20 protein-coding genes are annotated in these 25,309 nt (G+C 41.6%); 3 read left to right on the forward strand and 17 right to left on the reverse strand.

Annotated features, from left to right (window positions below):
• Nucleotides 1-6 precede the first annotated feature (6 nt).
• The 10 genes from rhaM to G631_RS0111680 form a co-directional block, all read right to left on the reverse strand.
• Nucleotides 7-321, reverse strand: coding sequence for an L-rhamnose mutarotase (rhaM, locus tag G631_RS0111635; RefSeq protein WP_026489596.1), 315 nt, complete (start codon nt 319-321; stop codon nt 7-9).
• Nucleotides 322-413: 92 nt separating this feature from the next.
• Nucleotides 414-1,679 (reverse strand): histidine--tRNA ligase, encoded by a 1,266-nt coding sequence (gene hisS / locus G631_RS0111640; protein WP_026489597.1) that lies wholly within the window; start codon nt 1,677-1,679, stop codon nt 414-416.
• An 88-nt stretch (nt 1,680-1,767) separates the two neighbouring features.
• Nucleotides 1,768-3,723, reverse strand: a complete 1,956-nt coding sequence (locus tag G631_RS0111645) for an EAL domain-containing protein (protein WP_026489598.1) — start codon at nt 3,721-3,723, stop codon at nt 1,768-1,770.
• 5 nt (nt 3,724-3,728) lie between these two features.
• Nucleotides 3,729-5,681 carry an EAL domain-containing protein gene (locus tag G631_RS0111650; RefSeq protein ID WP_026489599.1) on the reverse strand — a complete coding sequence of 651 codons (1,953 nt, stop codon included), beginning with the start codon at nt 5,679-5,681 and terminating at the stop codon, nt 3,729-3,731.
• Between the two features lie 23 nt (nt 5,682-5,704).
• Nucleotides 5,705-5,962, reverse strand: coding sequence for a hypothetical protein (locus G631_RS0111655; protein WP_051197182.1), 258 nt, complete (start codon nt 5,960-5,962; stop codon nt 5,705-5,707).
• 60 nt (nt 5,963-6,022) lie between these two features.
• A complete protein-coding gene (locus G631_RS0111660; protein ID WP_035789755.1) occupies nt 6,023-8,260 on the reverse strand; it encodes a beta-galactosidase in 2,238 nt (745 codons plus the stop codon).
• 66 nt (nt 8,261-8,326) lie between these two features.
• Nucleotides 8,327-9,325, reverse strand: a complete 999-nt coding sequence (locus G631_RS0111665) for a LacI family DNA-binding transcriptional regulator (protein WP_026489602.1) — start codon at nt 9,323-9,325, stop codon at nt 8,327-8,329.
• A gap of 20 nt (nt 9,326-9,345) precedes the next feature.
• Nucleotides 9,346-10,227 carry a sugar ABC transporter permease gene (locus G631_RS0111670; protein ID WP_026489603.1) on the reverse strand — a complete coding sequence of 294 codons (882 nt, stop codon included), beginning with the start codon at nt 10,225-10,227 and terminating at the stop codon, nt 9,346-9,348.
• Complete coding sequence (locus G631_RS19010; protein WP_035789756.1) at nt 10,227-11,627, reverse strand: carbohydrate ABC transporter permease; 1,401 nt, start codon at nt 11,625-11,627, stop codon at nt 10,227-10,229. Before G631_RS19010 ends, G631_RS0111670 begins: the two co-directional genes overlap by 1 nt.
• A 103-nt stretch (nt 11,628-11,730) precedes the next feature.
• Nucleotides 11,731-13,065, reverse strand: a complete 1,335-nt coding sequence (locus G631_RS0111680) for an extracellular solute-binding protein (protein WP_026489604.1) — start codon at nt 13,063-13,065, stop codon at nt 11,731-11,733.
• Between the two features lie 454 nt (nt 13,066-13,519).
• Between G631_RS0111680 and G631_RS0111685 the strand changes: the two genes are divergently transcribed.
• A complete protein-coding gene (locus tag G631_RS0111685; protein ID WP_026489605.1) occupies nt 13,520-15,088 on the forward strand; it encodes a YifB family Mg chelatase-like AAA ATPase in 1,569 nt (522 codons plus the stop codon).
• Nucleotides 15,089-15,109: 21 nt separating this feature from the next.
• Nucleotides 15,110-16,264 carry a DNA-processing protein DprA gene (dprA, locus tag G631_RS19015; protein ID WP_051197186.1) on the forward strand — a complete coding sequence of 385 codons (1,155 nt, stop codon included), beginning with the start codon at nt 15,110-15,112 and terminating at the stop codon, nt 16,262-16,264.
• Between the two features lie 57 nt (nt 16,265-16,321).
• Here the strand turns inward: dprA and G631_RS0111695 are convergent, their stop codons facing one another.
• The 4 genes from G631_RS0111695 to lepA all read right to left on the reverse strand — a co-directional run bounded on the left by G631_RS0111695 (nt 16,322) and on the right by lepA (nt 21,269).
• Nucleotides 16,322-17,383: a type IV pilus twitching motility protein PilT gene (locus tag G631_RS0111695; RefSeq protein ID WP_026489606.1), complete on the reverse strand. Its 1,062-nt coding sequence runs from the start codon at nt 17,381-17,383 to the stop codon at nt 16,322-16,324.
• 150 nt (nt 17,384-17,533) lie between these two features.
• Nucleotides 17,534-18,127, reverse strand: coding sequence for a 5'-deoxynucleotidase (gene yfbR / locus G631_RS0111700; RefSeq protein ID WP_026489607.1), 594 nt, complete (start codon nt 18,125-18,127; stop codon nt 17,534-17,536).
• 29 nt (nt 18,128-18,156) lie between these two features.
• On the reverse strand, nt 18,157-19,407 hold the full coding sequence (hemW, locus tag G631_RS0111705; protein ID WP_035789758.1) for a radical SAM family heme chaperone HemW: 1,251 nt from the start codon (nt 19,405-19,407) through the stop codon (nt 18,157-18,159).
• Nucleotides 19,408-19,433: 26 nt separating this feature from the next.
• Nucleotides 19,434-21,269, reverse strand: coding sequence for a translation elongation factor 4 (lepA, locus tag G631_RS0111710; RefSeq protein ID WP_035789768.1), 1,836 nt, complete (start codon nt 21,267-21,269; stop codon nt 19,434-19,436).
• A 193-nt stretch (nt 21,270-21,462) separates the two neighbouring features.
• Between lepA and rpsT the strand changes: the two genes are divergently transcribed.
• On the forward strand, nt 21,463-21,726 hold the full coding sequence (gene rpsT / locus G631_RS0111715) for a 30S ribosomal protein S20 (protein ID WP_026489610.1): 264 nt from the start codon (nt 21,463-21,465) through the stop codon (nt 21,724-21,726).
• 76 nt (nt 21,727-21,802) lie between these two features.
• On the opposite strand, the gene G631_RS0111720 is transcribed toward rpsT, so the two are convergent.
• From G631_RS0111720 to G631_RS0111730, 3 genes are all read right to left on the reverse strand, one after another.
• Entirely contained in the window at nt 21,803-22,807 is a 1,005-nt protein-coding gene (locus tag G631_RS0111720) for a putative ABC transporter permease (RefSeq protein WP_242829098.1), read from the reverse strand.
• Between the two features lie 98 nt (nt 22,808-22,905).
• A complete protein-coding gene (locus G631_RS0111725) occupies nt 22,906-23,865 on the reverse strand; it encodes a TIGR03943 family putative permease subunit (protein ID WP_026489612.1) in 960 nt (319 codons plus the stop codon).
• Nucleotides 23,862-25,196 carry a CobW family GTP-binding protein gene (locus G631_RS0111730; protein WP_026489613.1) on the reverse strand — a complete coding sequence of 445 codons (1,335 nt, stop codon included), beginning with the start codon at nt 25,194-25,196 and terminating at the stop codon, nt 23,862-23,864. Before G631_RS0111730 ends, G631_RS0111725 begins: the two co-directional genes overlap by 4 nt.
• Nucleotides 25,197-25,309 lie beyond the last annotated feature (113 nt).

The raw sequence follows: 25,309 nt of genomic DNA on the forward strand, positions 1-25,309 counted from the left end.
AAATTATCAGTCTAAATGGAACACAGGGTGCAGATCTACTGCAACCGGGCTGTTGTCTGGATTAGTCTCCATGATATCAGCCATAAAATCCCACCACTTGCGATTTATAGCAGTGTCAGCACTCTTTGCCCAAAGCTCCTCGTCTTCTATTTCTATGTATCCATAAAGGACTAAAGTCTCAGGATCGAGATAAATACTATAGTTATGGCCACCGTGCTCGTGGATCATCTGCTGCATTTCAGGCCACAGCTCATTGTGTCTTTTCTCATACTCCTTTTCCATTCCTGGATACAATTTCATTTTGAAACCTTTTCTTATCATGTTGCTTACCCCCAATCTGGTTTTTCTTTTATAATCTCACAAAAGAAATCCCCACAGCAACGCAAAAACTCTCAAAATATTACTAATTTAGATTAGTTAAGAGGTTTGTCATAGAAATCTCTGATGTCATCATAGCCCTGTTCAGCTAGCTGCTGCTTCTGGAATTTCTTATTCTTGGCCATGCGGACTGTCAGAACCTTCTTACCAGCTGCACGCTCTTTCTGGGCCTCTTTGATGATCTCAGTAAGTCTCTCGCCCTTTATGCCCTTCTCAATAAGAAAAGCAACATTGTCACTGGCGCCAGGAATCTTGAAGCCTTCATCCATCATGATCATGATGATACGCTCAAATCCAATAGAGAAACCGCAGGCGGGTGTATCCTGTCCCAGGAACTTGCCAACCATCTTGTCATAACGTCCGCCACCGCCGCAGCTTCCGCCATACTGAGTCATGGCAATTTCAAAAATAGTTCCTGTGTAATAGCTCATTCCACGTACAAGAGTAGGATCAAACTCCATCTCAAACTGTGCATTCTTGGCAGAATCTACGCTGCTTATGATCTCATCAAGGTTATTTCTGGTATCTTCATCCAGGAAATCACCAATCTTGTCAGCAATCACTTTGATAGCTTCAAGGTTCTTTTTGCCCTCTGTTTCCTTGAAAAGTTCAAGATACTTATCAACATTCTCCTGAGGATAGCCCTGCTTAACAAGCTCTTGCGCTACACCATCAATTCCGATCTTGTCCATCTTATCAAGAGTTATGAACACATTGTCATACTCTTCCTCGGAAAATCCGCTGTAGGCTGCCATTGCCTTGAGCATTCTCCTGTCATTTATACGGATCTTGAAATCCTTAAAGCCAAGTCTTCCAAGAGTTGTAGTTGTAGCAAGAATAAGCTCAATCTCTGCAAGGTTAGAAGGCTCACCGAGGATATCAATATCGCACTGCATAAACTGACGATATCTACCCTTCTGTGGTCTATCAGCCCTAAATACACTTCCCATCTGAAGTGCCTTGAAAGGAGCCGGGAGCTCATTTGCGTGATTTGCATAGAAACGAACAAGTGGAACAGTCAGATCATAGCGAAGACCTGAATCTGTAAGATCGTTTTCCTCCTTGGCATTGGCAAGGTCAAGCTTCTCTCCTCTTTTCATTACTTTGAAGATAAGCTTCTCATTTTCTCCACCCTGCTTGCTGTTTAAGTTAGCCAAAGACTCAACTACAGGTGTTTCAATAGATGTAAAGCCAAATTCTGAATATGTCTTTTTGATAATCCCAATGCAGTAATCTCTAAGCTGCATTTCTGTGGGAAGAATGTCTCTCATTCCAGTAACGGGTTTCTTTATAAGTGCCATATACTACCTTCCTATAATTCTAATTTTCCTAGATTATAATACACTTCACCACAATTCTTTGCAATGCCTTGTTAAAGTGCCTGATACTCTAACCATTGTGGTCTCTAAGAAACTGAATGAACTGATCCTTAGGCATTGGTCTTGCATAAAAGAACCCCTGTATATGATCACAGCCTAGTTTTATAAGCTGTCTTGCCTGTTCGCCAGTCTCAACTCCCTCTGCCACTATTTCTTTTCCCAAAGATTTAATGATCTTGACCAGATTGATCATGACCATATATGAAGTTTCTGATTCAAAAGCAGACTGAATAATGCTCTTATCAAGTTTAAAGAGCTCAGCCGGCATCGCAGCTATTCTGGCGATGTTGGAATAGCCCGTTCCAAAATCGTCCATGGAAAAAGAGATACCTATATCCATGAGTTTTTCTATATTCTCATCCATGGAGGCTGAAATGCCCTGATCATAAGTCTCTGTTACTTCAAAGTTTATCTCGGAGGGCTTTACCTGATACTTACTGAGAGTGCTCTTTACATTATCCACCAGATTAGCCTGGATACAGTCAACTACTGAAAGATTGACCTCTGTATACTCAAGTCCATATTTTCTGGCATCTGAAGTTGAGAGCATCTCACATACTGCTGCCAAAACAAATCTGTCTATGGCAAGGATTGTACCGTTTCTCTCTGCAATAGGCATGAATATTGCAGGAGAAATAAAGCCAAGCTGAGGGTCTTTCAGACGAAGAAGAGCTTCGCAGGAAGAAAACTTGCCAGTACTTGGAGAATAAATAGGCTGATAGTAAACCTCTAAAATTCCCTCTTCAAGAGCATGCTTGACTATACTATCAATCTTTTTGTCATGTTCAACAACCTTGAGATTTAAGTCAGAAACCCTGATTATTTCCCTGCTCTGCTTGGATAATACTTTCCCAAGAACGCCTCTTACCTCGTTATATCTTTCTATAGAATCAGCTTCATCAGGAAAGGCTATAGCATACGGAGTTTCAAAGAATTTCATCTCCTCATTTCCAACTTTCCACACTTCCTTGAAGCGCTTTCGAAGCTGCTCCACAGTTCTTACAATAACTGTTTCATCCGGCATGGTGTTAGGAAAGATAATGCAAAAGTCCTCATTATCTGTAAAAAATACAGTTTTTTCAGGGCTAAATCCCTTTAGATAATCTGTAATCTGGGATAACAGCTCGTAAGCAAGTTCAGGAGACTTTTCTCCAATAACCACAGAAAATCTATCAATATGAATACCTAAAAGGGTAAACTCTCTCTTTTGCAAAAGATTTGTGTTGATTATGAAATTCAGAGCTGTCTTGGTTGCCGCTCCTGAAATCCTGTCAATAAATTCACTTGGATTTTGGAAAGTATAGACGCACAGGAGAAGTGACAAAGATACACTAAACTCAAAAATGCAGCTTGATTTAGTAATGATCCTTATAGGCACAGCCAAAAACATCAGAATATAGAAGATCCAAAGAGCAGACGACTTCTCCGTACTAAGAGATCTTGTATATTTTACCAAAAGATATGTGGCAAAGATAAAATACAGGTCCGTCGCAAGGTATACTGTAGCTCCCTGGGGATATATGTACTTGAGCTGTCCTTCCTGGGTAAAGTAAAAATAAAAGCCAGTATAAAATCCCACCATGAATACAATCATTGAATAAACTGTAGGCAGGATAAGCAGTGCTTTCTTTAGGATGTTATCCGTTTCAATCTGGAAGATACTCATAACATATCTGATAGCAAAAAACGGAATAAGATGCGCTGCTATCTTTTCAGTAAGAACAATATAACTATTGAGTTCAGTTCCAATCACAAGATGTGCATGATCATTATACAGATACAGTGTATGCAAAAATCCCATGAGATTAAGCAAGATTGCATCAACAACAAGAGCCCCAAAAAAGCGGCCCTGTGTATTGAATTGTTTTTCCTCAGATAAATGGATGCCAAAGGTAACAAACAAAAGCACCAGCGATGCTATGGAAAAACAAGGCTCATAAGTTTGAGGGTTAGTAAGTAGTTCCATAAAGTTTAACCTTCCTCAAAGTATGCATCAATAAACTTTACATAGGAACTGTCCTTCATAGGAGCTCCCATATAATCACCTATAAGATAGTCGCAGCCAATTTCTTCTGCCATTAGCTTATCATCTTCATTTTCAATACCTGATGCCCCTACAAATATGCTGACATCATGGAAAAGATTCACCATGCCCTCAGCCACCAGTCTCATCTTTTCTGATTCTCTGGCCATTCTGAGAACTTTTACATCAAGATTAACCTGAGAGACAGGAAGTGATAATATCCTATCCAGGTCGCCATATCCGCTTCCAAACTTGTCCACTATGATATTGCTGTTCAGATCACCCATGATCCTTAGATTGTGCTCTGCAACCTTATTCATGGTGGTAAGGGTCGTTTCTGTAAGCTTTAGATTGATCCAGGATGCTTCTGCCTTTTCTTCTCTCAGGATTTTCTTCATTCTCCTGACAAAGTCATTTTTAGATATTTCGCCCTGAGAAAGGCCTACTATAGCCCTGTACTTGCCCTTTTTATCTCCCGCATTCCAAAAAGCCAGAGCTCTGCAAGCTCTTCTATATACAAATTCGTCTGTATCCATGAGAGCCTGAGTTACTTTATAGTCCGTAATATACTGCCTGGCATCAATCTCATTGCCATTTTCATCAGTAAGAAAGCAGATAACATCTGCGCAGTAATTGATCCTGTAGACTTTGGACAGCATAGGCTGATATCTGATACTGGCTGTTTTTCCTTCAAGAGCGTTTCTGGCCATGGCGTCGAAATCCCTGGCTTTCTTGAGCTCTTTATATTCATTGCTGTCTATATCCACTATTATTTCCTTGCGGTCTGCAATGTCATCACATATAAGGTCAAGCTTACTCATAAGCTCTGAGTAAGACATATAATCCTCCGGGTAGCGCATCAAAAAGCAATGTCCCTCTATCCTGATAGCCATGCCGCCACTATTCCACGGCTCATCAAGCCTTTGGGCTATGACTGCTAATAGATGCCTTGCTTTTTCTTCAGAATTTGCCTGAACAGTTATAGCAAAAGTGTTTTCATCATACCTGTAGGCATAACTCTGAAGCTTCATTGCCTTGTAGCCAATAGACTTAAGGTACTTGGCGATCATCTTGATGACCATGTGTGACTGGTTATATCCAATTTCCGAACTCAGCGCCCTGATATTATCAATAGTCACGAATATAATGGCGTGGCGGCTTTTTCTCCTTATCTTTAGCTCAAGACCCTCTAAAAAAGCCTTTCTATTAAGCATATTAAGGTTGTCATCAACCATTTCACTTGGATTCTGGAGAGTAATATAAACTAAAGTTGCACTGATCGTATTGCAGAAATTCTCAATAAGAAGCGTTGGGTAGAAATACTGAAGGGCAATTCCAATAAAGACAAAAACTACGTAGGAAGCAATAACAACCCTTGTCTTTAGCCTCATGAGGTTGTTATACCTGAGCATCAGAAATACACCGCCTAAGACATAGTAAAATGCCAGCAGATAGCAAACCCAGATAAACTTCCCTCTGTGATAGATACCATCCTCTGAATAATAGAAAAGGATCGGGTAAAAGAAATTTATTAAAACCAGCAGTGCACCTGTTGTAATGCCCAGGCCGCATATAGCAAAGCTCTTTAGATCCCTGAAATTTATGTATATATCAAGGACTGCCAGAATATAGTAAAAATATGTAGTTGCAGAAAACAGGTGAAATAAAAAGTAGACAGAACCTGCAGCCATTTCAGCGTAAGGGTACCACCACGCAGCTACAGGGTGCATCTGAAGAATCGTTTCAAGTCTCTCAGCTACAGCAGCTATAAAAACCGCACTAATAAGAAGGCCATAAGCTCTTTGTCTGTACGCAGGAACAGACCTTCTGGACAAAGAAGTCACGGCTATAGTCACAATTATACAAATAGCGCAAATATCAAAGTAGTAGTTATACTGCATGCGCTAGCCTCCAGCTAGAAAGGTTAAAGCCATTTTAGCGGGTTACTGATCACCTTGGCTTTACTCATAATTTCATCAAGATTCCCCCGCAAATACTCCTCCAATCCTGCAAGCTCCTGTGCAGAATAGCCATTGTGGCTGACAATCCTGCAATCTGGCAAAAGCCCTTCCGCTACCTCAGGCCCCTGCGTCCCATTTCTCTCAAATTTGACACGGACAATTTTTCTGTTGTCCTTATCCCGAACTATCGCAGAATAAGTCATAGTCATATCGTCAGCCATTTTCATACCTCAAAAGTGGTATCGGAAAACATAATTCCGATACCACTATTATAAGTCAATTTATGAAATTTTGATAGTATATTGTGTAGTTAATCGTATCTGATTTAATCTTAATGCCTTGCCATCTTCCATAGTAGGCCAGTTCTGAAGATACATTTTTTCTTTGTCACTCTCATACAGTGGAGTCATGACTATCTCGCCTCTAAACTCTGTATCTGCATACCTTTTAAGGCCTATCTCCCACTCCTGTCCAGTATAGAAGCTGTCTGTAGCAATTTCTCCACCTACAAACAAAGCAGCAGTGTCGCCTTCGTAAGCAATATGCATGTAGACTTCGTTTGAAGCCTCTGGAATATTCTTTACATCAACTTCAAAGAAGGCTCTGTCATTTTTGCCATATCTGTCAGGTGCTTCAAGGTAGGATGCAGGCTCTTTTATCTGAGTTACTTCTACACTTGCATCATTTGTATACTCATTTTTGCTCTCATATATAGCAAAAACCTCTGACGAAGTGTAGCCTTCAGCTATATCTGATTTCTTTTTGCAGTCAAAAGATATATCTGCATTTGAAAGATCAGGGAAAGCCCTGAATTCCAACTTGGAAGTTTCAGAAGCCTCGTACAAAAGATTTACACTACCATCAGGACATGTTATTGCATCAGCCTTTGAAATAATAAGGTGTTCTCTAGAGCCGATAACAACCTTGCTGCCATGGAGAGCTTCCTCTCTGCTTAATACAATTATCTGATCACCACCAAGATCACCTGATACGTCCATGGTCACTTCCCTGTCAGTATCAGTGTAGAATACGTAAGCATTGTGGTGGTCAGCGTCTATATCATGGATCACGCACATAGGAGTTGCATCTATAGTAAGAAGGGCTTTTTTTCCAACTTCCATGTTAAATGGGTAAAAGAAAAAGTTTCCATCTTCTACATCACGGCCAGCAAAGCTTGCAAGTACTGTCTTGCCATCCTCAGCATAGGCCTTTAATTCTTTTTCCTTGTGAAGCGCCATCTCGTACCTTCTCTGGTAGTTATTGACAAACAGATAACCAGAATTGTACTCCCTGCCATCTTCGTTTTTCTTTTTCTTGTATCTCACAGAAGTCCTGAGGTCTGTAAGATTATCTGGCTTAAGAGGGTTTCCAGGCTGCTCGCAAAGAGGCATGTCGCAAAGATCATTTCCAAAATCGTGAACAAAAGTAGCAAGAAGTCTTACCTCTCTGTAGGTATCCTCCATCTGTCCATACTCGCGAAGAGGAGCATTAAAATCATAGGAATACTCAGGAAGATCATTAGGATAGCCTGTTTCTCTGCATTCCTGAAGAGTTGTAATTTTTCCCTTAGGATTAGTTCCGCCATGGTACATGTAATATCCCAAAAGATTTGCTCCGCTTGCCATTTTTACCATGGACATAGCAGCTGTATCAAGGCCCGAAGCAATTGGTCTTCTGTGGTGAGTTACCTGAAGGCCTCCACCAAGCTCAGCTGTAAGGAATGGGAATTTATCCATATCAAAAGTGATGCCGGCTCCCAAGCCATGGTCAGAGCCGATGTTGTGGTCATTTCTCTCTCTTGTGAAGATATAATTGCCACTAGGCTCGATCTCGCCAAGTCTCTGGTCCCATGGCGCCTCGCAGTAGCCGCCCATTACAGGAAGCATGCCGCCAGTCACAGCTCCGCCCCAGCCTGTTGCTGTATAAATTGGTGTATCAAAACCAATTTCCTGGGCCATCTTCTTGAGGGTGCGCATGTGTTCTTCGCCTTTTTCTCCTGAGAAGCCTCCGCAATGGCCATACTCGTTCTCAATCTGGATTCCGATAATAGGACCATCGTCTTTGATGAAAAAGCCCTTAGCCTGCTCATAGGTCTTTTCGTAGAATTTCTTTACATGTGAAAGATATAAAGGATCATTGGATCTTACTTCGTAGTTCTTGTCCTTGGCATCCTCAAGTACCCAGTCTGGGAAGCCTCCGTTTCTGGCCTCGCCGTGAGCCCAGGGACCAATTCTAAGAATGCTGTACATGCCAACTCTTTTTACTGTTTCAAGGAAATCCCTAAGGCATCTGTCGCCTGTAAAATCGAACTGGCCCTGTATCTCCTCATGATGGATCCAAATGACATAGAGTGAAACTATATCTATTCCTCCAGCCTTCATCTTGCATAGTTCCTCTTCCCAGTTCTTTTTGGGATATCTGCTAAAGTGCATCTCTCCCATCATAGGGAACCATCTTTTGCCATCCACAAGAAGACTTACATTGTCGTATCCGAGCTGAGTTTTGCTACTTATTTTCATAATATTGTCCTCATTACATGAATTCAGGGCGGTGATAAATTCTATTACTATCATCGCCCTGTTTGATTACTTGGTGCTTTCTTTTAATATAACCTCATAATTTCTAAGCATCTTGTTCTGTACATTTTCACCGTCAATTATTGCAAGTAGAGTTCTGGCCGCCTCGGCTCCAAGATTCTTGTCATTAAAATTAAGTGATGTTACAGAAGGAATTGTACTGTCAAGAAGCGAACTGTTGTAAAAAGATGCAACCCGAAGATCCTCAGGGATCTTTATATGTTCATCCCTGCATCTTGCTATAACTTCTCCTGCAATGCTGTCATCCATACAGATAACACCATCAATGTTCTTCTTAAGAAGGCTCTTGATTATTCCAGCAACTCTTAAGTTGTTATCAACATCAAGATAGATAAGATTCTGATCTATATCCAGCTTGGCATCCTCAAATGCCGCTGCAAAGCCTTCATATCTGGTTCTTGTAATATAGTGGTTAGTAGAACCGCCTATAAGCGCAAGTTTGCGAAGCCCCTTTGCAAGAAGAATCGACGTAAGTTCCTTACAGGCATCATAATTGTCATTGTCAACAGAGATAATATCCGGGTCTGTAGTCTTGCCTATGGCTACAAACGGAATTCCTGCCTCCTTCAGATATTCAGCCGGCGCATCGTTTACCATTGTCCTTGTAAGGATAACACCGTCAACCTTATGGTTTTCTATGATTCTCCTAAGTCCGGAAATATCGCCGCCTGCTATCAGGGAAACAACTATATCGTAGCCAAAACTCGATGTTATCTCGCTCATGCCTATCATGCATCTCTGAAAAAAAGGAAGATCCACAGCATTGTAGTCATCTGGCCACACCACTCCAATATTGAAAGTTCTCTGCTGAGCAAGTGCTCTTGCCATGACATTTGGCCTGTAATTATGTTTTTCTATATACTCCATGACCTTGGCCTTGGTATCAACTCCAACCCTGCCCTTACCAGAAATTGCCCTGGATACGGTAGTCTTGGATATGCCAAGCGCCCTGGCCACATCGTCTATTGTAATTTTATCGTCTGGCATAAATATTATACCTTTCGTTCTCAGCCCTTTACTGCACCACCAGTTACGCCCTCAACGTAGTATTTCTGAAGGAACATGAAGAGGATAGTTACAGGAACAGCTACCACAATACCGCCTGCGCAGAATCTTGTGAAGTATCCCTGATAGTCGCCAACAACCATCCATCTCTGCATGGCAACAGCAACGTTGTAGCTCTTATCATGACCAAAAGCGATATATGAAGCAAATACATAATCGCACCATGGGCCCATAAATGCCACAAGAGCTGTGTAGATAATGATAGGCTTAGCCATAGGAATTATCATTGTAAAGAAAATCCTTGCGCGGGAAGCACCATCAATTCTGGCAGCCTCATCAAGAGCCTTAGGAATTGTATCAAAATAGCCCTTACATACATAGTAGCCCATACCTGAGCTTGCTATAGATACGAGGATAAGACCTGGCACAGCGCCTGCCTGAGTAAGTCCCATCTGCTTTAACAGGAAGTACAGACAGATCATTGTAAGGAATCCAGGGAACATTCCAAGGATGAGCCAAAATCTCATAAGGAAAGTCCTGCCCTTAAAACGCATACGTGAAAGTGCATAGCTTACGCACAAAACAATAATTGTATTAAAGAGTGAAACGAATATAGAAATAACCAGTGTATTCATATACCATCTCACATAGTTTGTTTCCCCATTAAAGAGGAATCTGTAGTTGTCCAAAGAGAATGTGTGAGGAATAATATAATCTACCATTCCGCCATACTCTACTTCTGGAACATATGACCTGAAGCTGGCCATAAGCAAGCCAAAATATGGAAAGAGCCATATAAGGCTTATGAGTATAAGTAAAATGTAACCAAAGAAGTTACCTAAAGCTCTTTTTCTTTTCATAGAACCTGTTGTATTCTTAGCCATTATTGGAATCCCTCCTCATCTTTAACTGATGGTAATAAGTTATAAACAACAAGGCTTATACCCGCTGTAACAACAAATACCATGATACCGATAACAGCAGCCATACGATAGTTGGTGTCGTTGATGGTCATCTTATAAAGCCAGGTGATAAGAAGGTCTGTACGGCCTGCTCCGCCAACAAGGTTTCCAGTCTTGGGCTGGCCCTGTGTCAGAAGGAATATAACGTTAAAGTTATTAAGGTTTCCTGTGTACTGTGTAAGAAGGAAAGGTCCTGTTACAAACAGCATGTAAGGCATTGTAATATTAACGAACATCTGCCATGGAGTTGCACCGTCTATCCTTGCACTCTCATAGAGATCTTCAGGAATATTCATAAGAAGTCCAGTTGCAATAAGCATCATGTAAGGAATACCGATCCAGATGTTTACCACAATGATTGTGATCTTTGCAAGTGTTGGGTTTACCCAGAACTGAATTGCCTGATCTATTACACCCCACTTCAGGAGATATCCATTGATAAGTCCGTCGTTTGCAAAGAGCTTTGAAACATAAAGAAGTGAAACAAACTGAGGAACAGCAATTGTCATAACAAGAATTGTTCTCCAGAGTTTCTTAAAACGGATACCTTTCTTGTTGATCAGCATCGCTACTGCTATTCCAAGGAAATAATCAATAAATGTAGCAAAGAATGCCCAAACCAAAGTCCAGACAAGTACTACTATGAAAGTTCCACCAAATCCTGCTGTTCCGAAAGAGAACAGATTTTTAAAGTTCTCAAGTCCAACCCAGGAAAAGAGATTTGAAGGTGGCTGATGGTTAGCATCGTAATTAGTAAATGCTATACAGATCATGAAAATAATAGGTAAAACGGTAAATACAAAAATTCCTGTTACAGGAAGAGCAAGAAGTGTCTTGTCGAAGTTTGAATCAAAAAGTGACTTGAAATCATCTCCATTTGTAGGAAGCGTTCTGCCGTTCTTTAAAATAAGCTGTTCATTGCGATTTACCCTGACATTGATTCTCCAGATCGCAATAAAGGCAATAACCGCAAATATAGTCAGAAGACCAAACAACAAGATCAAAAAGCTGTTGTCTCCATAAACAGTTTTTCTACCCTGCTTGGTTGTAGCAACTGTTCCAAGAGTTGTGATCTTGGACATATATTGCCATCCAAATGTAATAATGAAATATAAAAGACCTGCCTCTGCAGCCAGAAGAGCAAGGCCGCGCAGCCATAATCCCCTAAGAAGAGATCCAAATCCAAAGATCAGAAATGATAATCTTGTCTTAAAATCCCCCTCCTTAAATGTTACGCCAATATCCTTAATATCGTTTCCAAGAACCCCAAGGAAATTAGCTACTGCATTTTTCTTTTTCTGGCCATCTTTTGTTTTAGCCATACCAGCTTCCTCCAAATGTTTTTATATACAGTAATTCTTCCGGCGAAAAAGTTTTTCCGCCGGAAGAACATTGATCAGTCAAACAATCGCTTTTTAAAGCAAATTATTTAGCATAAGACTCAAGGTCAGCCTGATATGCTTCAAGAGCCTTTGTAAGGTCTTCGTCAGAAGCCTTCTGGAATGAATCCTTAACATCGCCTGCAAGGGACTCAGCACGTGTCCAGTAATCTCCAGGATAGTTGCCCTGAGGAATTGTGTATGCGAACTGCTCTGCAAGAGCTGAAAGAGCTTCGTTAGCCTTAACTGCGTCTGAAGCCTGTGCATTTAAGTTTGAAGGGCCCCAGCCAACTGCGTTGAATCTTGCAAGCTGAACTTCCTCACTTGTAAGGTAGTAAGCAAGGTCATCACAGATCTGAAGCTTATCTTCGTCTTCCTGTGGCTTAACACCAAGAAGCTTGCATCCGTTGAATCCGCTGAGCTGGTATGTGTTTCCATCAGAACCTGTGAATGTAGGAAGCTTAGCACAAGCATAGTTGTCGCCAAGAACGCTCTTTACTGTATCTGCATCCCATGTTCCATCGATGATTGCTGCATAGTTAACAGCATCGCCTGCTGAAGAACCAGCCTGGTAAGCTGATGAAGAAGCAACCTCGATCATCTTCTTAAGAGCTACAAGACCCTTATCTGAAGCATAGTCAACATTGCATCCTGTGAAGTTACCCTGATCGTCTGTATCATATGTAAGCTGGCATCCTGTACCAAAGAAGAATGCTACCTGATACCATCCTGTCATATCCATGTAGAAGTTCTTGCCTGCAGCTTCGCACTGCTCGATGATTCCCTCAAGAGTTGAAGGATCTGTTACAACGCTCTTATCGTAGTAAAGGAAATATCCGTTATCTGCTGTCATAGGATAAGCATAAAGTGTTCCGCCTACCTTACCAGCCTCAACAACACCTGCTGAGTTAGCTGACTCTACAGCTGAAAGGTAATCTGGGTTAACCTCTTCAAGAGCATTAGCTGTTACAAGTCTTGTAAGCTGATCCTGTGCGAATCCGAATACATCTGCACCAGCTGTAACGTCTGTGATCATGTTACCAGCTGCATCACCTTCACCAACTGCCTCAACTGTGAAGTTAACACCTGCATACTGAGGATAAGCTGTCTTGAAAGCTTCGATCTGCTCGTTTGTGAAGTCTACTACGTTCTCAGCAACCCAAACCTTAACTTCCTTGCCATCATAAGCTGCTGGATCAACTTCTGCAGAAGCTTCTGGAGCTGCCTCAGTTGTCTCAGTAGCAGGAGCTGTCTCAGTTGTTTCAGTTGTCTGAGCTGGCTCACTTGTCTGTGTTGTGTCTGCTGCCTGCTGGCCACATCCTGCTAAAAGAGAAGCGCCCATAGCAGCTGTTAATAAAACAGATACCAATTTCTTTTTCATTTTATTCCCTCCATAAATTATAAATATGCCAATCAACGGTATGTTGATAGCATTTTGCCGGTTGCGCAAAGCGCAATCGGTTGCTCTATAAAAAAGTGTATTCTTTGTGCACTTTTTTGTCAATAAAGCATTTTGTATGATAAACTGTTTACCTTTTTATACAATGTGCACATTGACTTTTGAGTCGGAAACGTTTTCGGTTACGTTACCGGTAACGTTTGGCGCAATCGGGTGCGCACGCAAAACCGCACCAATAGCGGGCTTTTATCCCTTTGTGCACATTGTCAATTAGTGATGCCACTGAGGCATTTCTTTTGTTGCGTACATATTTTTACGTTATACAGACATACATAAAATCTTAAGAAAACATTAAGAAAATCCCAAAGATTTATCTGGAGGGATTATATATAATTACCCAGTCGATTTTGTCTATGCCAAATAGAAAGAGGTAATAATGTTCAGTTCTATTTTTTCTGGTGCTGTCCATGGCATTTCCTCATACCTTTTGCAGGTTGAAGTGGATGTTTCAGATGGTTTACCAGGCTTTAGCATGGTTGGTTTTATGAGTGGCGAAGTCAAGGAAGCAGGCGACAGAGTCCGGGTTGCTTTGAAAAACATGGGATTTAAGATTCCCGCTTCTAAGGTCACCATTAACCTATCTCCTGCAGACATCAAAAAGGAAGGAATCATAGTTGATCTTCCTGTAGCAATAGGAATATTGTCTGCTCTTGGGGAAATCCCCGAAGATAATCTAAAAGATATATTGGTTTTGGGCGAACTTGGACTTGATGGGGAAGTCAAGCATATAAGCGGAACACTTCCAATCGTTATCAAAGCCAAGGAAGCCGGCTTTAAGACAGTTCTTTTGCCAAAGGTTAATGCAAGGGAAGGTGCCGTCATTGAAGGCATCAAGGTCATTGGCATCTCTTCTCTTCCGGAAGCTGTGGCCTATCTAAACGCTTCAGAAAGGGAAAGAGACTCTCTTATCGCCCCAACCAGAGTTGATATTGGAGAACTTTTTAGAAAAAGTGAATATGAGGATGTGAACGTAGACTTCTCAGATATCAATGGTCAGGCCGCTGTAAAAAGAGCTGTAGAAGTAGCCGCGGCAGGTTTTCATCATATTCTGATCGTAGGTCCGCCAGGTTCCGGAAAGAGCATGGTAGCCAAGAGGATCCCAACTATCCTGCCTCCTCTCTCGCTGTCAGAGAGTCTTGAAGTTTCAACAATCTATTCCGTAGCAGGAATGCTGGGAGAAAATGAAGCACTTATCACTAAGAGGCCTTTCATGAGTCCTCATCACCTTATCACCGAGACAGCTCTGACTGGCGGTGGCAACATACCTCGTCCCGGTGTCATATCTCTGGCACACAGAGGAGTTCTTTTCCTTGATGAGATGCCAGAATTCCCCAGATCCAAGTTAGATCTTTTGCGTCAGCCAATTGAGGACAGACGCGTCAACATAGTAAGAGCCAAGGGCAATTTCACCTATCCATCGGATTTCCAGTTAGTAGGGGCCCTCAATCCTTGTCCCTGCGGCTATTATCCCGACAGAAACAGATGCAAATGCACTCCCAATGAGATCAGAAGGTATCTGGGCCATATTTCCGGCCCCATACTTGATAGGATTGATATCTGCGTGGAAGCTCCAAGAGTTGATATTTCAGACCTTACGGAAAAGACAAAAAGAGTAAATGAAAGTAGTAAGACAATCCGTGAAAGAGTCTTAAAAGCAAGGCAGGTGCAAAAGGAACGCTTTAAAGGCACCAGTATCCGCTTTAACAGCGAGATGACTCCTGCCGACATCAAGAAATACTGCCAGCTTGGATTTAGAGAGCAGGCATTTTTGGAACATGCCTTTTGCTCTATGGAGCTAAGCGCCAGAGCCTATCACAAGATACTGCGTGTAGCAAGGACAATTGCTGACATTGACGAATCCCCCGAGATCAGGGAAATACACCTGATGGAAGCTGTAGGCTACCGCATGACAGATGGCAAATACTGGCATCAAAATGAAGAATAATACAAGAAAGAGGATTACAATTTGATAACAGAAAATGAATACGCCCACTGGCTTTTTAACGTGCCTGGGCTTGGAAACAAAAGCATTGATAAACTCCTGTGCAGCGGAATGAACTGTAAGGAAATATATGAGGCAGATAGCAAAGAGTTTAAGGGCATCCTGACACCAGCAAGGATAAAGTCCCTGGAAAACTCAAAAAGAAGCTGGGATTTTGAGCTTGAGGCAAAAAAGCTCAAGGACAAAGGAATATCTTTTATTCCAAGAATTGATAAAAGATTTCCAGAAAAGCTTAAAAATATCCCGGATCCCCCCTTTGCGATTTATGTAAAGGGAAATCTCCCAGACCCTAAAAAGCCCTCAGTTGCCATTATCGGAGCAAGGCTCTGCTCTGACTACGGAAGGCAGATGGCAAGGACCTTTGGAAGAGGCCTGGCCCTTGCAGGAGTCCAGGTTATCAGCGGTATGGCCCGGGGCATCGATGGAATCAGCCAGAAAGCTGCACTTGAAGCAGGTGGAACTTCCTACGGCATAGTTGGATGCGGAGTTGATTATATCTACCCTCCTGAAAACAAGCCAATCTATGATCAGCTCTGCATAAATGGAGGAGTCATTTCAGAATATCCGCCAGGAACTGAGCCCAAGGCAAATTTCTTTCCTATGAGAAACCGCATCATCAGCGGTCTTGCAGATATTGTTCTTGTCATAGAGGCCAGGGAAAAGTCCGGGACGCAGATCACTGTGGATACAGCCCTTGAGCAAGGGCGGGAAGTTTTGGCGGTTCCTGGAAGAGTTACCGATAGATTAAGCGATGGCTGTAATCTTCTAATCAGCCAGGGTGCGGGGGTTGCCATAAGCGTAAGTGATGTGCTAGAGCGGCTGTCCCATTTTGCTTCTGTCCAAAAAGGGGAAATTGAGGCAAAGGATTGTAGCAATACTTCATCTGGAAATGACGAATTTTCTTACGAGAATTTGTTTGAAAAAGAGCCAGAGAAAACCATAGATGAGGAAATCCTTGATCTTATCGATATCATTCCAGTATCTGCCTCTAACATAATCGAAGGCCTAAGTTCCAGAGACATAGATATCTCAATTCCTCAGCTTATGACAAAGCTCATGGACCTTACTTATAAGGGACTCATCCTTCAGGAAGGAGTCTACTTCAGGAAAAAAGTTTAAAAAAAGCACCGTAGTCTTTTTTGGCTACGGTGCTTTATTTATTACCTGCCGGTCATATCATCTTAGCATCTTCATCTGCATTGTATCGGGATCCTGGGCAAATTGAACTGCCATTTCCCGAGATATCTTTTGACTTCTGTATAGCTCTATAATAGCATCATCCATCGAAATCATTCCCTGTTTGCGATTAGTCTGCATTACAGTAAGCAGCTGATGGGACTTACCCTCTCTTATAAGGTTTCTCACCGCAGAATTGACATGTAAGACTTCAAAGGCAGCAACTCTTGAAGAGCCGTCATTAGCTGGAATAAGCTGTTGTGATACAATAGCCTCTAATACGCTTGCCAGCTGAATTCTTATCTGTTGCTGCTGATGGGAAGGAAAAACATCTATAAGTCTGTCCACTGTATTGCTGGCTCCAATCGTATGCACAGTTGATAGCACCAAATGGCCTGTCTCAGCTGCAGTGATGGCTGTACTGATGGTTTCCAGATCTCTCATTTCTCCAACTAAAATGACATCAGGATCCTCACGAAGAGCTGCCCTTAAGGCATTGGCATAGGAATTAGAATCGGTGCCGATTTCTCTTTGGTTAACAATAGACATCCTATGCTGATAGGTGAACTCAATAGGATCCTCAAGGGTTATAACATGAGCTTCTCTATTGTTGTTGATCTTATCTATGATCGAAGCAAGGGTTGTAGACTTACCACTACCTGTAGGGCCTGTGACCAAAACAAGGCCACGCTTTTTAAGGTAGAGCTCACTTACCCCATCTGGTATTCCAAGGCTCTCCGCAGATGGAATCTCTGTAGCAACAACTCTAAAGGCCAGAGCCACAGACCCTCTTTGCTTGAATACATTTAGTCTGTATCTTCCTACTCCGCGAATAGAAAAAGACATATCGTGCTGTCCATTTTCTTCCAGCTTCTCAAGCTGTTTCTCTGTCATTATTTCTTCTGCGATGGCCAGAGTATCCGGAGGAAGAAGTTTGGGGAAATTTTCCATAGCAATTAGCTTACCATTTAACCTCATCTTGGGTGGAAGGCCAACAGTAACATGTACGTCAGATGCACCTTTTTCTTTTGCCTCTTTAAGGATATCTTCTATCATTGACATGTGCAGATCATTCCCTTCATCTCGAGCATAATTGATTATAGATCCTGCGTTATCTCGTATCAGTCTATCGTATTAATTATGATGCTTATACGTAAAAAAATCAAATGCTGCAAACCGTCATTTTCCGGCAAAAGAAAGAGCTGACTTTCATCAAGTCAGCTCATCAAGCGTATTTCCATAGGATGATAAGAATTCATTAACAAAATCTAAAACTTCAGGGAGCTCCTGATAAAGCTTTCTTATAGATTTACCAGTGCTATCTTTTGCAGTCCTAAACTCAGCATTGCCCACATTGACCTCGCTGATGCACTTAATAAGAGCAGAGAGCTTATCTGCTGCCTTAACAAGCTTTCTGATATATTTGTCTTCCTCAGTATCGCTAGGAATAAAAATATCCTCATAAATTGGCCTCATATCGTCAGGAAGCTTATCAAGGAGCTTGCTGTCTGCAAGAGCCTCAACCTCCTTGTAGGCGTGCTTTAGCTCTGAATTGAAGTACTTAACTGGAGTAGGCATATCTCCAGTGATGATCTCGGACGCATCATGGTAAAGACCTATAAGTGCCGCTTTATTGGCATCAAGATGCTTGCCATATCTCACATTTCCTATAGTACAAAGAGCATGCGCGATCATAGCAACTTCCATTGAGTGCTCGCACAGATTCTCCTGCCTTGTATTTCTCATAAGTGCCCATCTGTCTATATATTTCATTCTTGATATTAGGGCAAAAAAATTGTAGTTCATAAAATTCCCTTTCTAGATACCAAATATTTTCAAAGCAAAAAATCAGCCATAACAGTATTGCTGACATCAAGTCCCTTATCAGATAATCTCAGATTGTCTCCTGATTCTTCTAAAAGGCCCATCTTAATGTATTTATCAATTATACTTCCGTAAACTTCTCTTATGTTCCTTCCAAAATTTTTCTGAAACTCTATAGTATTTACCCCAGACACAAGGCGAAGCCCCAGGAACATAAACTCTTCCATGCATTCATTAGTTGAAAGCTCCTGAACTTCCTGGCGTAGCTTTTTAAATACCTCGTTCGCATAATGAGAAGTGTACTCTTCGCAGAAAGAACTCTCTCCTGTCATAACTTCAATATATTCCCTTATGTCTTCTAGGTTCTTCCATCTGACATTGTTTACCATGCTGGATGCGCCAAGACCAAGCCCTAAGTAATTGCCTCTTTTCCAGTATACCTTATTGTGGTAGCACTCGTATTTATCATATTCCCACGTGCATCTACTATCTCTATGTATGGCATCTTCCTCTTCGATTCCATCAAGAGCATAATTTGATATCTCATATCTATGATATCCATGCTCCGCTAGAAATTTCTTGGTCTCATGATACATCTGCCTATCTTCCTCTTCAGAAGGAAGATTAAGGTCCATATCATAAAAAGGTGTCCCTTCCTCCACAATAAGACTATAGGCAGAAATATGCTCAGGTCTAAGCTCTACAACCTTTTTCAAAGTCTCCATGTAGGACCTTAGGTTCTGATCTGGAAGTGCACTCATCACATCAATGTTGATATTATCAAAGCCAGCCCTTCTGGCATTTTCAAAGGTTTCAAAAAACATTTTGGAATCATGAACTCTCCCAATACCCTTAAGTTCCTCATCATTAAGAGACTGAGCGCCAATACTGATCCTGTTAAATCCGGCATTTCTGTAGTCCACAAGCTTATCATACATAGCAGATGCCGGATTAACCTCAAGTGTAATCTCGGCATCAGGGCTTACATTAAAATTTTTCTTTATATGTCCAAGTGTATCACATATATACCTGGAATCCGGGAAAGACGGCGTTCCACCACCAAAGAAGATGGATCTGACAAAGTACCCATCTTCCACAGCCTGATAAGAGCCATGCTCAAGTGATGCTAATTCTATCTCCCGCCACAGTGCCTTGAAGTATTCTCTGATCTTTTCTTCTCCCGCACCAAAGGACAGGAAGTCACAATACAGACACTTCCTCACACAAAACGGAATATGAACATAAATTGATAAATTCTTCATTCTTCCCTTTCGCAAATAATTAGATATCAGTCCGTATTATCAAGCTTTAGAACGCTGAGGAAGGCTGCCTGTGGCACCTCAACATTACCAATCTGGCGCATCTTCTTCTTTCCCTCTTTCTGCTTCTCAAGAAGTTTCTTCTTACGGGAAATATCGCCGCCATAGCACTTGGCAAGTACATCTTTCCTATAGGCCTTGACTGTTTCTCTTGCGATAACCTTGCCGCCTACAGCTGCCTGGATAGGAATCTCAAACATGTGCCTTGGTATCTCGTCCTTGAGTTTCTCGCACATCTTACGTCCTCTCTCATATGCACCCTCTTTATGAACGATGAAAGAAAGAGCATCAACCTCTTCTCTGTTGATGAGAATATCAAGCTTAACAAGCTCAGATCTCTCATAGCCCTTAAGTTCATAGTCAAAAGAAGCATATCCGCGAGATCTTGACTTAAGTGCATCAAAGAAGTCATAAATGATCTCATTAAGCGGAAGCTCGTACTTGAGGATTGCTCTTGTCTGCTCAATATAATCAGTACTAAGATATTTTCCTCTTCTCTCCTGGCATAGCTGCATGATAGCTCCTACATAATCAGTAGTTACCATGATCTCACCATTTACTATAGGCTCTTCCATGTATTCAATCTCTGAAGGATCAGGAAGATTTGTAGGATTTGTGAGGTCAAAGCAGGTGCCGTCAGTCTTATGAACCTTATAGACAACAGAAGGAGCTGTTGTTACAAGGTTAAGGTCATATTCTCTCTCAAGTCTCTCCTGAATAACTTCCAGATGAAGAAGTCCCAGGAAGCCTGCTCTAAATCCAAAGCCCAGAGCCTGTGAGGTTTCTGGCTCATAAAATAAAGAGGCATCGTTAAGCTGCAATTTTTCAAGGGCATCTCTAAGATCTGAATAATGAGCTGAGTCTGCAGGGTAAAGGCCGCAGTAAACCATAGGCATAACCTTTTTATATCCTGGAAGCGCCTCAGCACATGGATTTTCTATATCTGTTACAGTATCGCCCACACGAGTATCCTGGATATTCTTGATAGAAGCTGTAAAATATCCAACATCTCCAGCAGCAAGTTCATCACTTGCAATAAATCTACCTGGTCCAAAATAGCCAACTTCTACCACATCAGCCTCTGCACCGGTTGCCATGAATTTAACCTTCATGCCCTTTTTGATAACGCCGTCTCTTACGCGGACAAATACGATAACGCCTCTATAAGAATCATAAATGCTATCAAAGATAAGCGCCTTGAGCTGTCCATTTACATCTCCCTGTGGTGCTGGGATCTTGTGAACAACCGCCTCTAAAACGTCCTCTATTCCAATACCATTCTTGGCAGAAATAAGAGGTGCATCCTGAGCCTCTATTCCGATTACATCCTCTATCTCATCCTTGACCTCCTGAGGCTGTGCACTTGGAAGATCTATCTTGTTGATAACAGGAAATACATCTAGATCATGGTCAAGAGCCATATATACGTTTGCAAGGGTCTGTGCCTCCACGCCCTGAGTTGCATCAACAACAAGGATTGCTCCGTCGCAGGCTGCAAGAGATCTTGAAACCTCATAACCAAAGTCTACATGACCTGGTGTGTCGATCATATTGAAAGTATATTCCTGACCATCGCTTGCCTTATAGATCATTCGAACTGCCTGGGATTTGATGGTGATTCCTCTCTCCCTTTCGATATCCATATTATCAAGTACCTGATTCTGCATCTCTCTGCTGGTCAGAACGCCTGTCTTCTCGATCATTCTGTCTGCCAGAGTAGACTTACCATGGTCAATATGTGCTACAATACAAAAATTTCTGATTTTGCTCTGATCTGCCAAAATTAATTCCTCTATTCTATACATAATTATTGTCAAAATTAGCTCACATCATCATATCATGTAAGCGTCTAAAAATCCATAAAAAATAAGCAACTCTCTTGACATCATCTTGAATATAGTCTAATATATAATCCGTATGTGGCATTAACTGTCCGTGTCCGGCTTAATGCGCACACGAACATGATTTCATAAATTTTTGCGTATATCGGAGGTAATTATGGCTAATATTAAATCCGCCAAGAAGAGAATTTTAGTTAACGAGAAGAAGGCTGCTAGAAACCAGATGATCAAGTCTGCTGTTAAGACTGAGGTTAAGAAGGTTCGCGCTGCTGTTGAGGCTGGTAACAAGGAAGAGGCTGCTAAGGCACTTCTTGCTGCTACATCTGCTATCGACAAGGCTGAGTCAAAGGGCGTATTCAAGAAGAACACAGCTTCTAGAAAAGTTTCTCGTCTTGCTCAGGCTGTTAACAAGATGGCTTAACTTCTTTCAGATAATCATAAAAAATTTTTATACAACAATTAAAACCTCGTGTCTTCTCACCGACACGAGGTTTTCTTTATTTCTTTTTTATTATTTTTTCTTTTATCTCCTCAAGACTAAACTTAAACTTCTCAGAAGACATGGTTGGGTTGCCCATAATTGTGCGCTCCTTGTACCATTCAAAGAAATCCTTAACAGGGGCAGGAGTCATCCTATCCTTGATAATCCTATATTTGGCATATAATTCAGATACTTCTTCTCTTACTCCCAGCACATAATCAGAGGGACTCGACATTATCTTTTCCCTGACTGTGCTGAAAGATTTCTCAAGAGACGATCCCAAAACATCGAGCCTATTGCCTATGCCATTTCCAATCTCGCCAACCTTACTGCTAAGGCCAAAGCCAAGCTCATAGGCCTTATTGCCAAGATTTTCCATCCTAGAACCAATTCCGTCCTTAACTTCCTTGACATCTTCGCCTCTAAAGGCAATGATGACATCAAGACGCCTCTGCATCCTGCGCATCTCTTCCCTTGCCTTATCCATGTACATAAGGACATCTCTAAGTTCAATTGCAGTCTTAAAAGCAAGCATAAAGTCGCAACTATTTATCACGGTAAGGATAATAGTTACGATGGATAAAATATTCATCGGAATAGCTAAAAGAAGCTTTTCTATGGGGAGCTGAAGAAAATGCGAAAATACAACTGTACATACGCCCCAGAACAAAGATGATTCCAGACAGATATAACCCTTATAGTTAAACTTTTTGTGATCATAGGTCCAATATCTGACTTTAAAAAGAGTCTCCATAAGGACGCCTGTCAGGTACTCCAGTATCGTAGCACCAATGCAGCCTGCGATGTAAACAAGAAAAATATTGTCATAATAAGGCTTGGACACGATCAGCATCATAGCGCCTCCGCATCCATACAAAGGCAAAAATGGCCCTCTCATAAAGCCCCTGTTGACAAATCTCTTTTCCAAAATGGAAACATATGCGGATTCCCAGCACCAGCCGCAGAAACTATAAAAGAAAAAAAGAAACAACCACTGAATAATATTATAATTAAACACCATTACCCCCACACATTTATGGTTTTCGTTATAGTAAATAATCTGGCATCCTGCCAAAAAGCAAAATGCCAGATGTAGATTACTTCTGATAATATTAGCTATTACTGCTCTGGATTAGAAAAATCGATTACAGTATTAGCAGGCTCAGTTGTCTTCTCGACAGAAATAGCCTTAAGTACAGGGCCCTCTCCCTGATACTCAGCTACATACTCTTTGACAACCTTGGCTGTGACAAGAACCCATTCCTTCTCATTAAGAGATTTGGTATCCTCATATTCACAGGCAAAGCCCAAAAACTGCATATCCTGAGCGCAACAAGTCATTGCCATTCTACCAGGAACAAATCTGTTCTCGGGGAACTCTTCTGGCTTAAGAACCATTCCTTTAAATCTAACAGTCTTGCCTTCGTATCTATCAACGTGATCAAGAGCATCAAGATAGAACATTCCATATCCATAATTGTTAAGGTCAATAGGATCAGCATTAAGATCAAATGGAAGATCCTCATCAAGAGTCACATCCACTTCTCCATTCTTGTCCTCGAAGATGATGTCAGCCTTCTGATTTATAGCCTTAACATTTCTCTTATAAGATGCAAGATCCTCAAGACCATCACATCTGTTAAAGAGAATAAGATCAGAATTACGGATCTGCTCAGCAAGAAGTGACTTCATATTGTTGAAATACAGTTCAAAGCTTGATCCATCAATCACTGTGATCTGCTGCTCAAGATTCCACATAACAGGAAGTCTCATGTTCTTGAAATTCCACATACCATTGTACTCAACAAGAATACGCTCTGGGTTGTGCTTGGCATCAAGAGCCACAAGTGCATCAGGATTAAAATCCTCTTCCTCTTCAATGCGCTCCACTACTGTATTAGTAGCCTTAAGAAGCTTCTCCTCATAGTCATTCTCACCATCTTCACAGACAATCAAAAGAGTCTTACCCTTAGTCCTAAAGTATGGCTGAGCTATTGTATAGCGGAAGAAATCTGTCTTCCCACTGTCTAAAAATCCATTGATAATATATACTGGTTTCAATTTGGCTCTCCTAATCATAATCTTCTAAACAACTTCTCGAGATTATCTTCCTTGAGCTGTGAACCGATAACGCAGAATTTACCTGTTACATCAGCTGCACCGTCTCTGACGTCTGCTTCTCCAGGAACATAGTCGAATTCAATCCACTGTCCATCTGCTGTAGGAACAACACCCTTAGTACGAAGAACGATACCAAATCTCTCTTCATCCTCGAGCTGTCCAAGCATCTTCTCAATTTCATCCTTAGTATATTTAAGAGGTGTTTCCATACCCCAGCTTACGAATACATCATGAGCTGCGTGATCATGGTCGTCATGATCATGGTGGTGATGATGCTCATGTTCGTGCTCATCCTCGTCATGATCGTGGTGATGATGATGCTCATGCTCATGCTCGTGCTCATCCTCGTCATGATCGTGGTGATGATGATGCTCATGCTCATGCTCGTGCTCATCCTCGTCATGATCGTGGTGGTGGTGATGCTCATGCTCGTGCTCATCTTCGTCGTGATCGTCATGATCGTGGTGATGATGATGCTCATGTTCATGCTCATCCTCGTCATGATCATGGTGGTGATGGTGGCAGCTGCACTCCTCATCATCGCACTCCTCACCATCTTCGTGATGATGCGCCTTATAAACTACTGAACCATCCTCGTTGACAACCTTGTGACTGCCATGCTCGTGATGATGATGGTGGTGATGCTCTTCTTCCTCCATAACCTGTCTGAGAAGTTCTGCCTCAAGGTCGTTGTTACCCTCGAAGGTATCAAGGATCTCTTTACCTGTAATCTGATCAAGAGGAGTAGTAATGATAGTTGCCTTGTCATTGTGCTGACGGATAAGCTCTACTGCATCCTCGATCTTCTTCTGATCAGCCTTGTCTGTTCTTGTAAGAATGATTGTTCCTGCATTCTCAATCTGGTTGATAAAGAACTCACCGAAGTTCTTGATATAAACCTTGGCCTTAGAAACGTCTACAACAGTAACAGCACTGTTAAGCTCCATATCTGAGCTGCCCTCTGCAATATTCTGAATAGCTCTCATAACATCAGAAAGTTTGCCTACTCCTGAGGGCTCGATAAGGATTCTCTCTGGTGCATACTGCTCCATTACCTGCTTGAGTGATGTCTCAAAGTCTCCAACAAGTGAACAGCAGATACATCCTGAATTCATCTCTGTGATCTCAATTCCAGCTTCCTTGAGGAAACCGCCATCGATACCGATCTCACCAAACTCGTTCTCGATAAGAACAACCTTAGTTCCATTTAATGCTTCCTTTAAAAGCTTCTTGATGAGAGTTGTCTTACCAGCTCCCAAAAAGCCTGAAATAATATCTATTTTTGTCATTTTATCGCTCCATTCTTCACAATATCTGTGCTATAAACACTACAACAAAGTACATTGTAAGCACAGGCAGAAAGAATGTCAAGAAGGCACTAAATACGGGCTTTTGTATGTTA

The sequence above is a fragment of the Butyrivibrio sp. XBB1001 genome (assembly GCF_000424505.1).
In the GTDB taxonomy this organism is placed as follows: domain Bacteria; phylum Bacillota; class Clostridia; order Lachnospirales; family Lachnospiraceae; genus Butyrivibrio.

Excerpts from the sequence above, each read along its gene's own strand:
- G631_RS0111725 (WP_026489612.1), bottom strand. The coding sequence starts at position 23,865 with ATGATTAGGAGAGCCAAATTGAAACCAGTATATATTATCAATGGATTT.
- G631_RS0111670 (WP_026489603.1), bottom strand. The coding sequence starts at position 10,227 with ATGGCTAAGAATACAACAGGTTCTATGAAAAGAAAAAGAGCTTTAGGT.
- lepA (WP_035789768.1), bottom strand. The coding sequence starts at position 21,269 with ATGTATAGAATAGAGGAATTAATTTTGGCAGATCAGAGCAAAATCAGA.
- rpsT (WP_026489610.1), top strand. The coding sequence starts at position 21,463 with ATGGCTAATATTAAATCCGCCAAGAAGAGAATTTTAGTTAACGAGAAG.
- G631_RS0111680 (WP_026489604.1), bottom strand. The coding sequence starts at position 13,065 with ATGAAAAAGAAATTGGTATCTGTTTTATTAACAGCTGCTATGGGCGCT.
- G631_RS19010 (WP_035789756.1), bottom strand. The coding sequence starts at position 11,627 with ATGGCTAAAACAAAAGATGGCCAGAAAAAGAAAAATGCAGTAGCTAAT.
- hemW (WP_035789758.1), bottom strand. The coding sequence starts at position 19,407 with ATGAAGAATTTATCAATTTATGTTCATATTCCGTTTTGTGTGAGGAAG.
- G631_RS0111665 (WP_026489602.1), bottom strand. The coding sequence starts at position 9,325 with ATGCCAGACGATAAAATTACAATAGACGATGTGGCCAGGGCGCTTGGC.
- G631_RS0111730 (WP_026489613.1), bottom strand. The coding sequence starts at position 25,196 with ATGACAAAAATAGATATTATTTCAGGCTTTTTGGGAGCTGGTAAGACA.
- G631_RS0111645 (WP_026489598.1), bottom strand. The coding sequence starts at position 3,723 with ATGGAACTACTTACTAACCCTCAAACTTATGAGCCTTGTTTTTCCATA.
- yfbR (WP_026489607.1), bottom strand. The coding sequence starts at position 18,127 with ATGAACTACAATTTTTTTGCCCTAATATCAAGAATGAAATATATAGAC.
- G631_RS0111660 (WP_035789755.1), bottom strand. The coding sequence starts at position 8,260 with ATGAAAATAAGTAGCAAAACTCAGCTCGGATACGACAATGTAAGTCTT.
- G631_RS0111685 (WP_026489605.1), top strand. The coding sequence starts at position 13,520 with ATGTTCAGTTCTATTTTTTCTGGTGCTGTCCATGGCATTTCCTCATAC.
- G631_RS0111655 (WP_051197182.1), bottom strand. The coding sequence starts at position 5,962 with ATGGCTGACGATATGACTATGACTTATTCTGCGATAGTTCGGGATAAG.
- G631_RS0111650 (WP_026489599.1), bottom strand. The coding sequence starts at position 5,681 with ATGCAGTATAACTACTACTTTGATATTTGCGCTATTTGTATAATTGTG.
- hisS (WP_026489597.1), bottom strand. The coding sequence starts at position 1,679 with ATGGCACTTATAAAGAAACCCGTTACTGGAATGAGAGACATTCTTCCC.
- G631_RS0111720 (WP_242829098.1), bottom strand. The coding sequence starts at position 22,807 with ATGGTGTTTAATTATAATATTATTCAGTGGTTGTTTCTTTTTTTCTTT.
- rhaM (WP_026489596.1), bottom strand. The coding sequence starts at position 321 with ATGATAAGAAAAGGTTTCAAAATGAAATTGTATCCAGGAATGGAAAAG.
- G631_RS0111695 (WP_026489606.1), bottom strand. The coding sequence starts at position 17,383 with ATGTCAATGATAGAAGATATCCTTAAAGAGGCAAAAGAAAAAGGTGCA.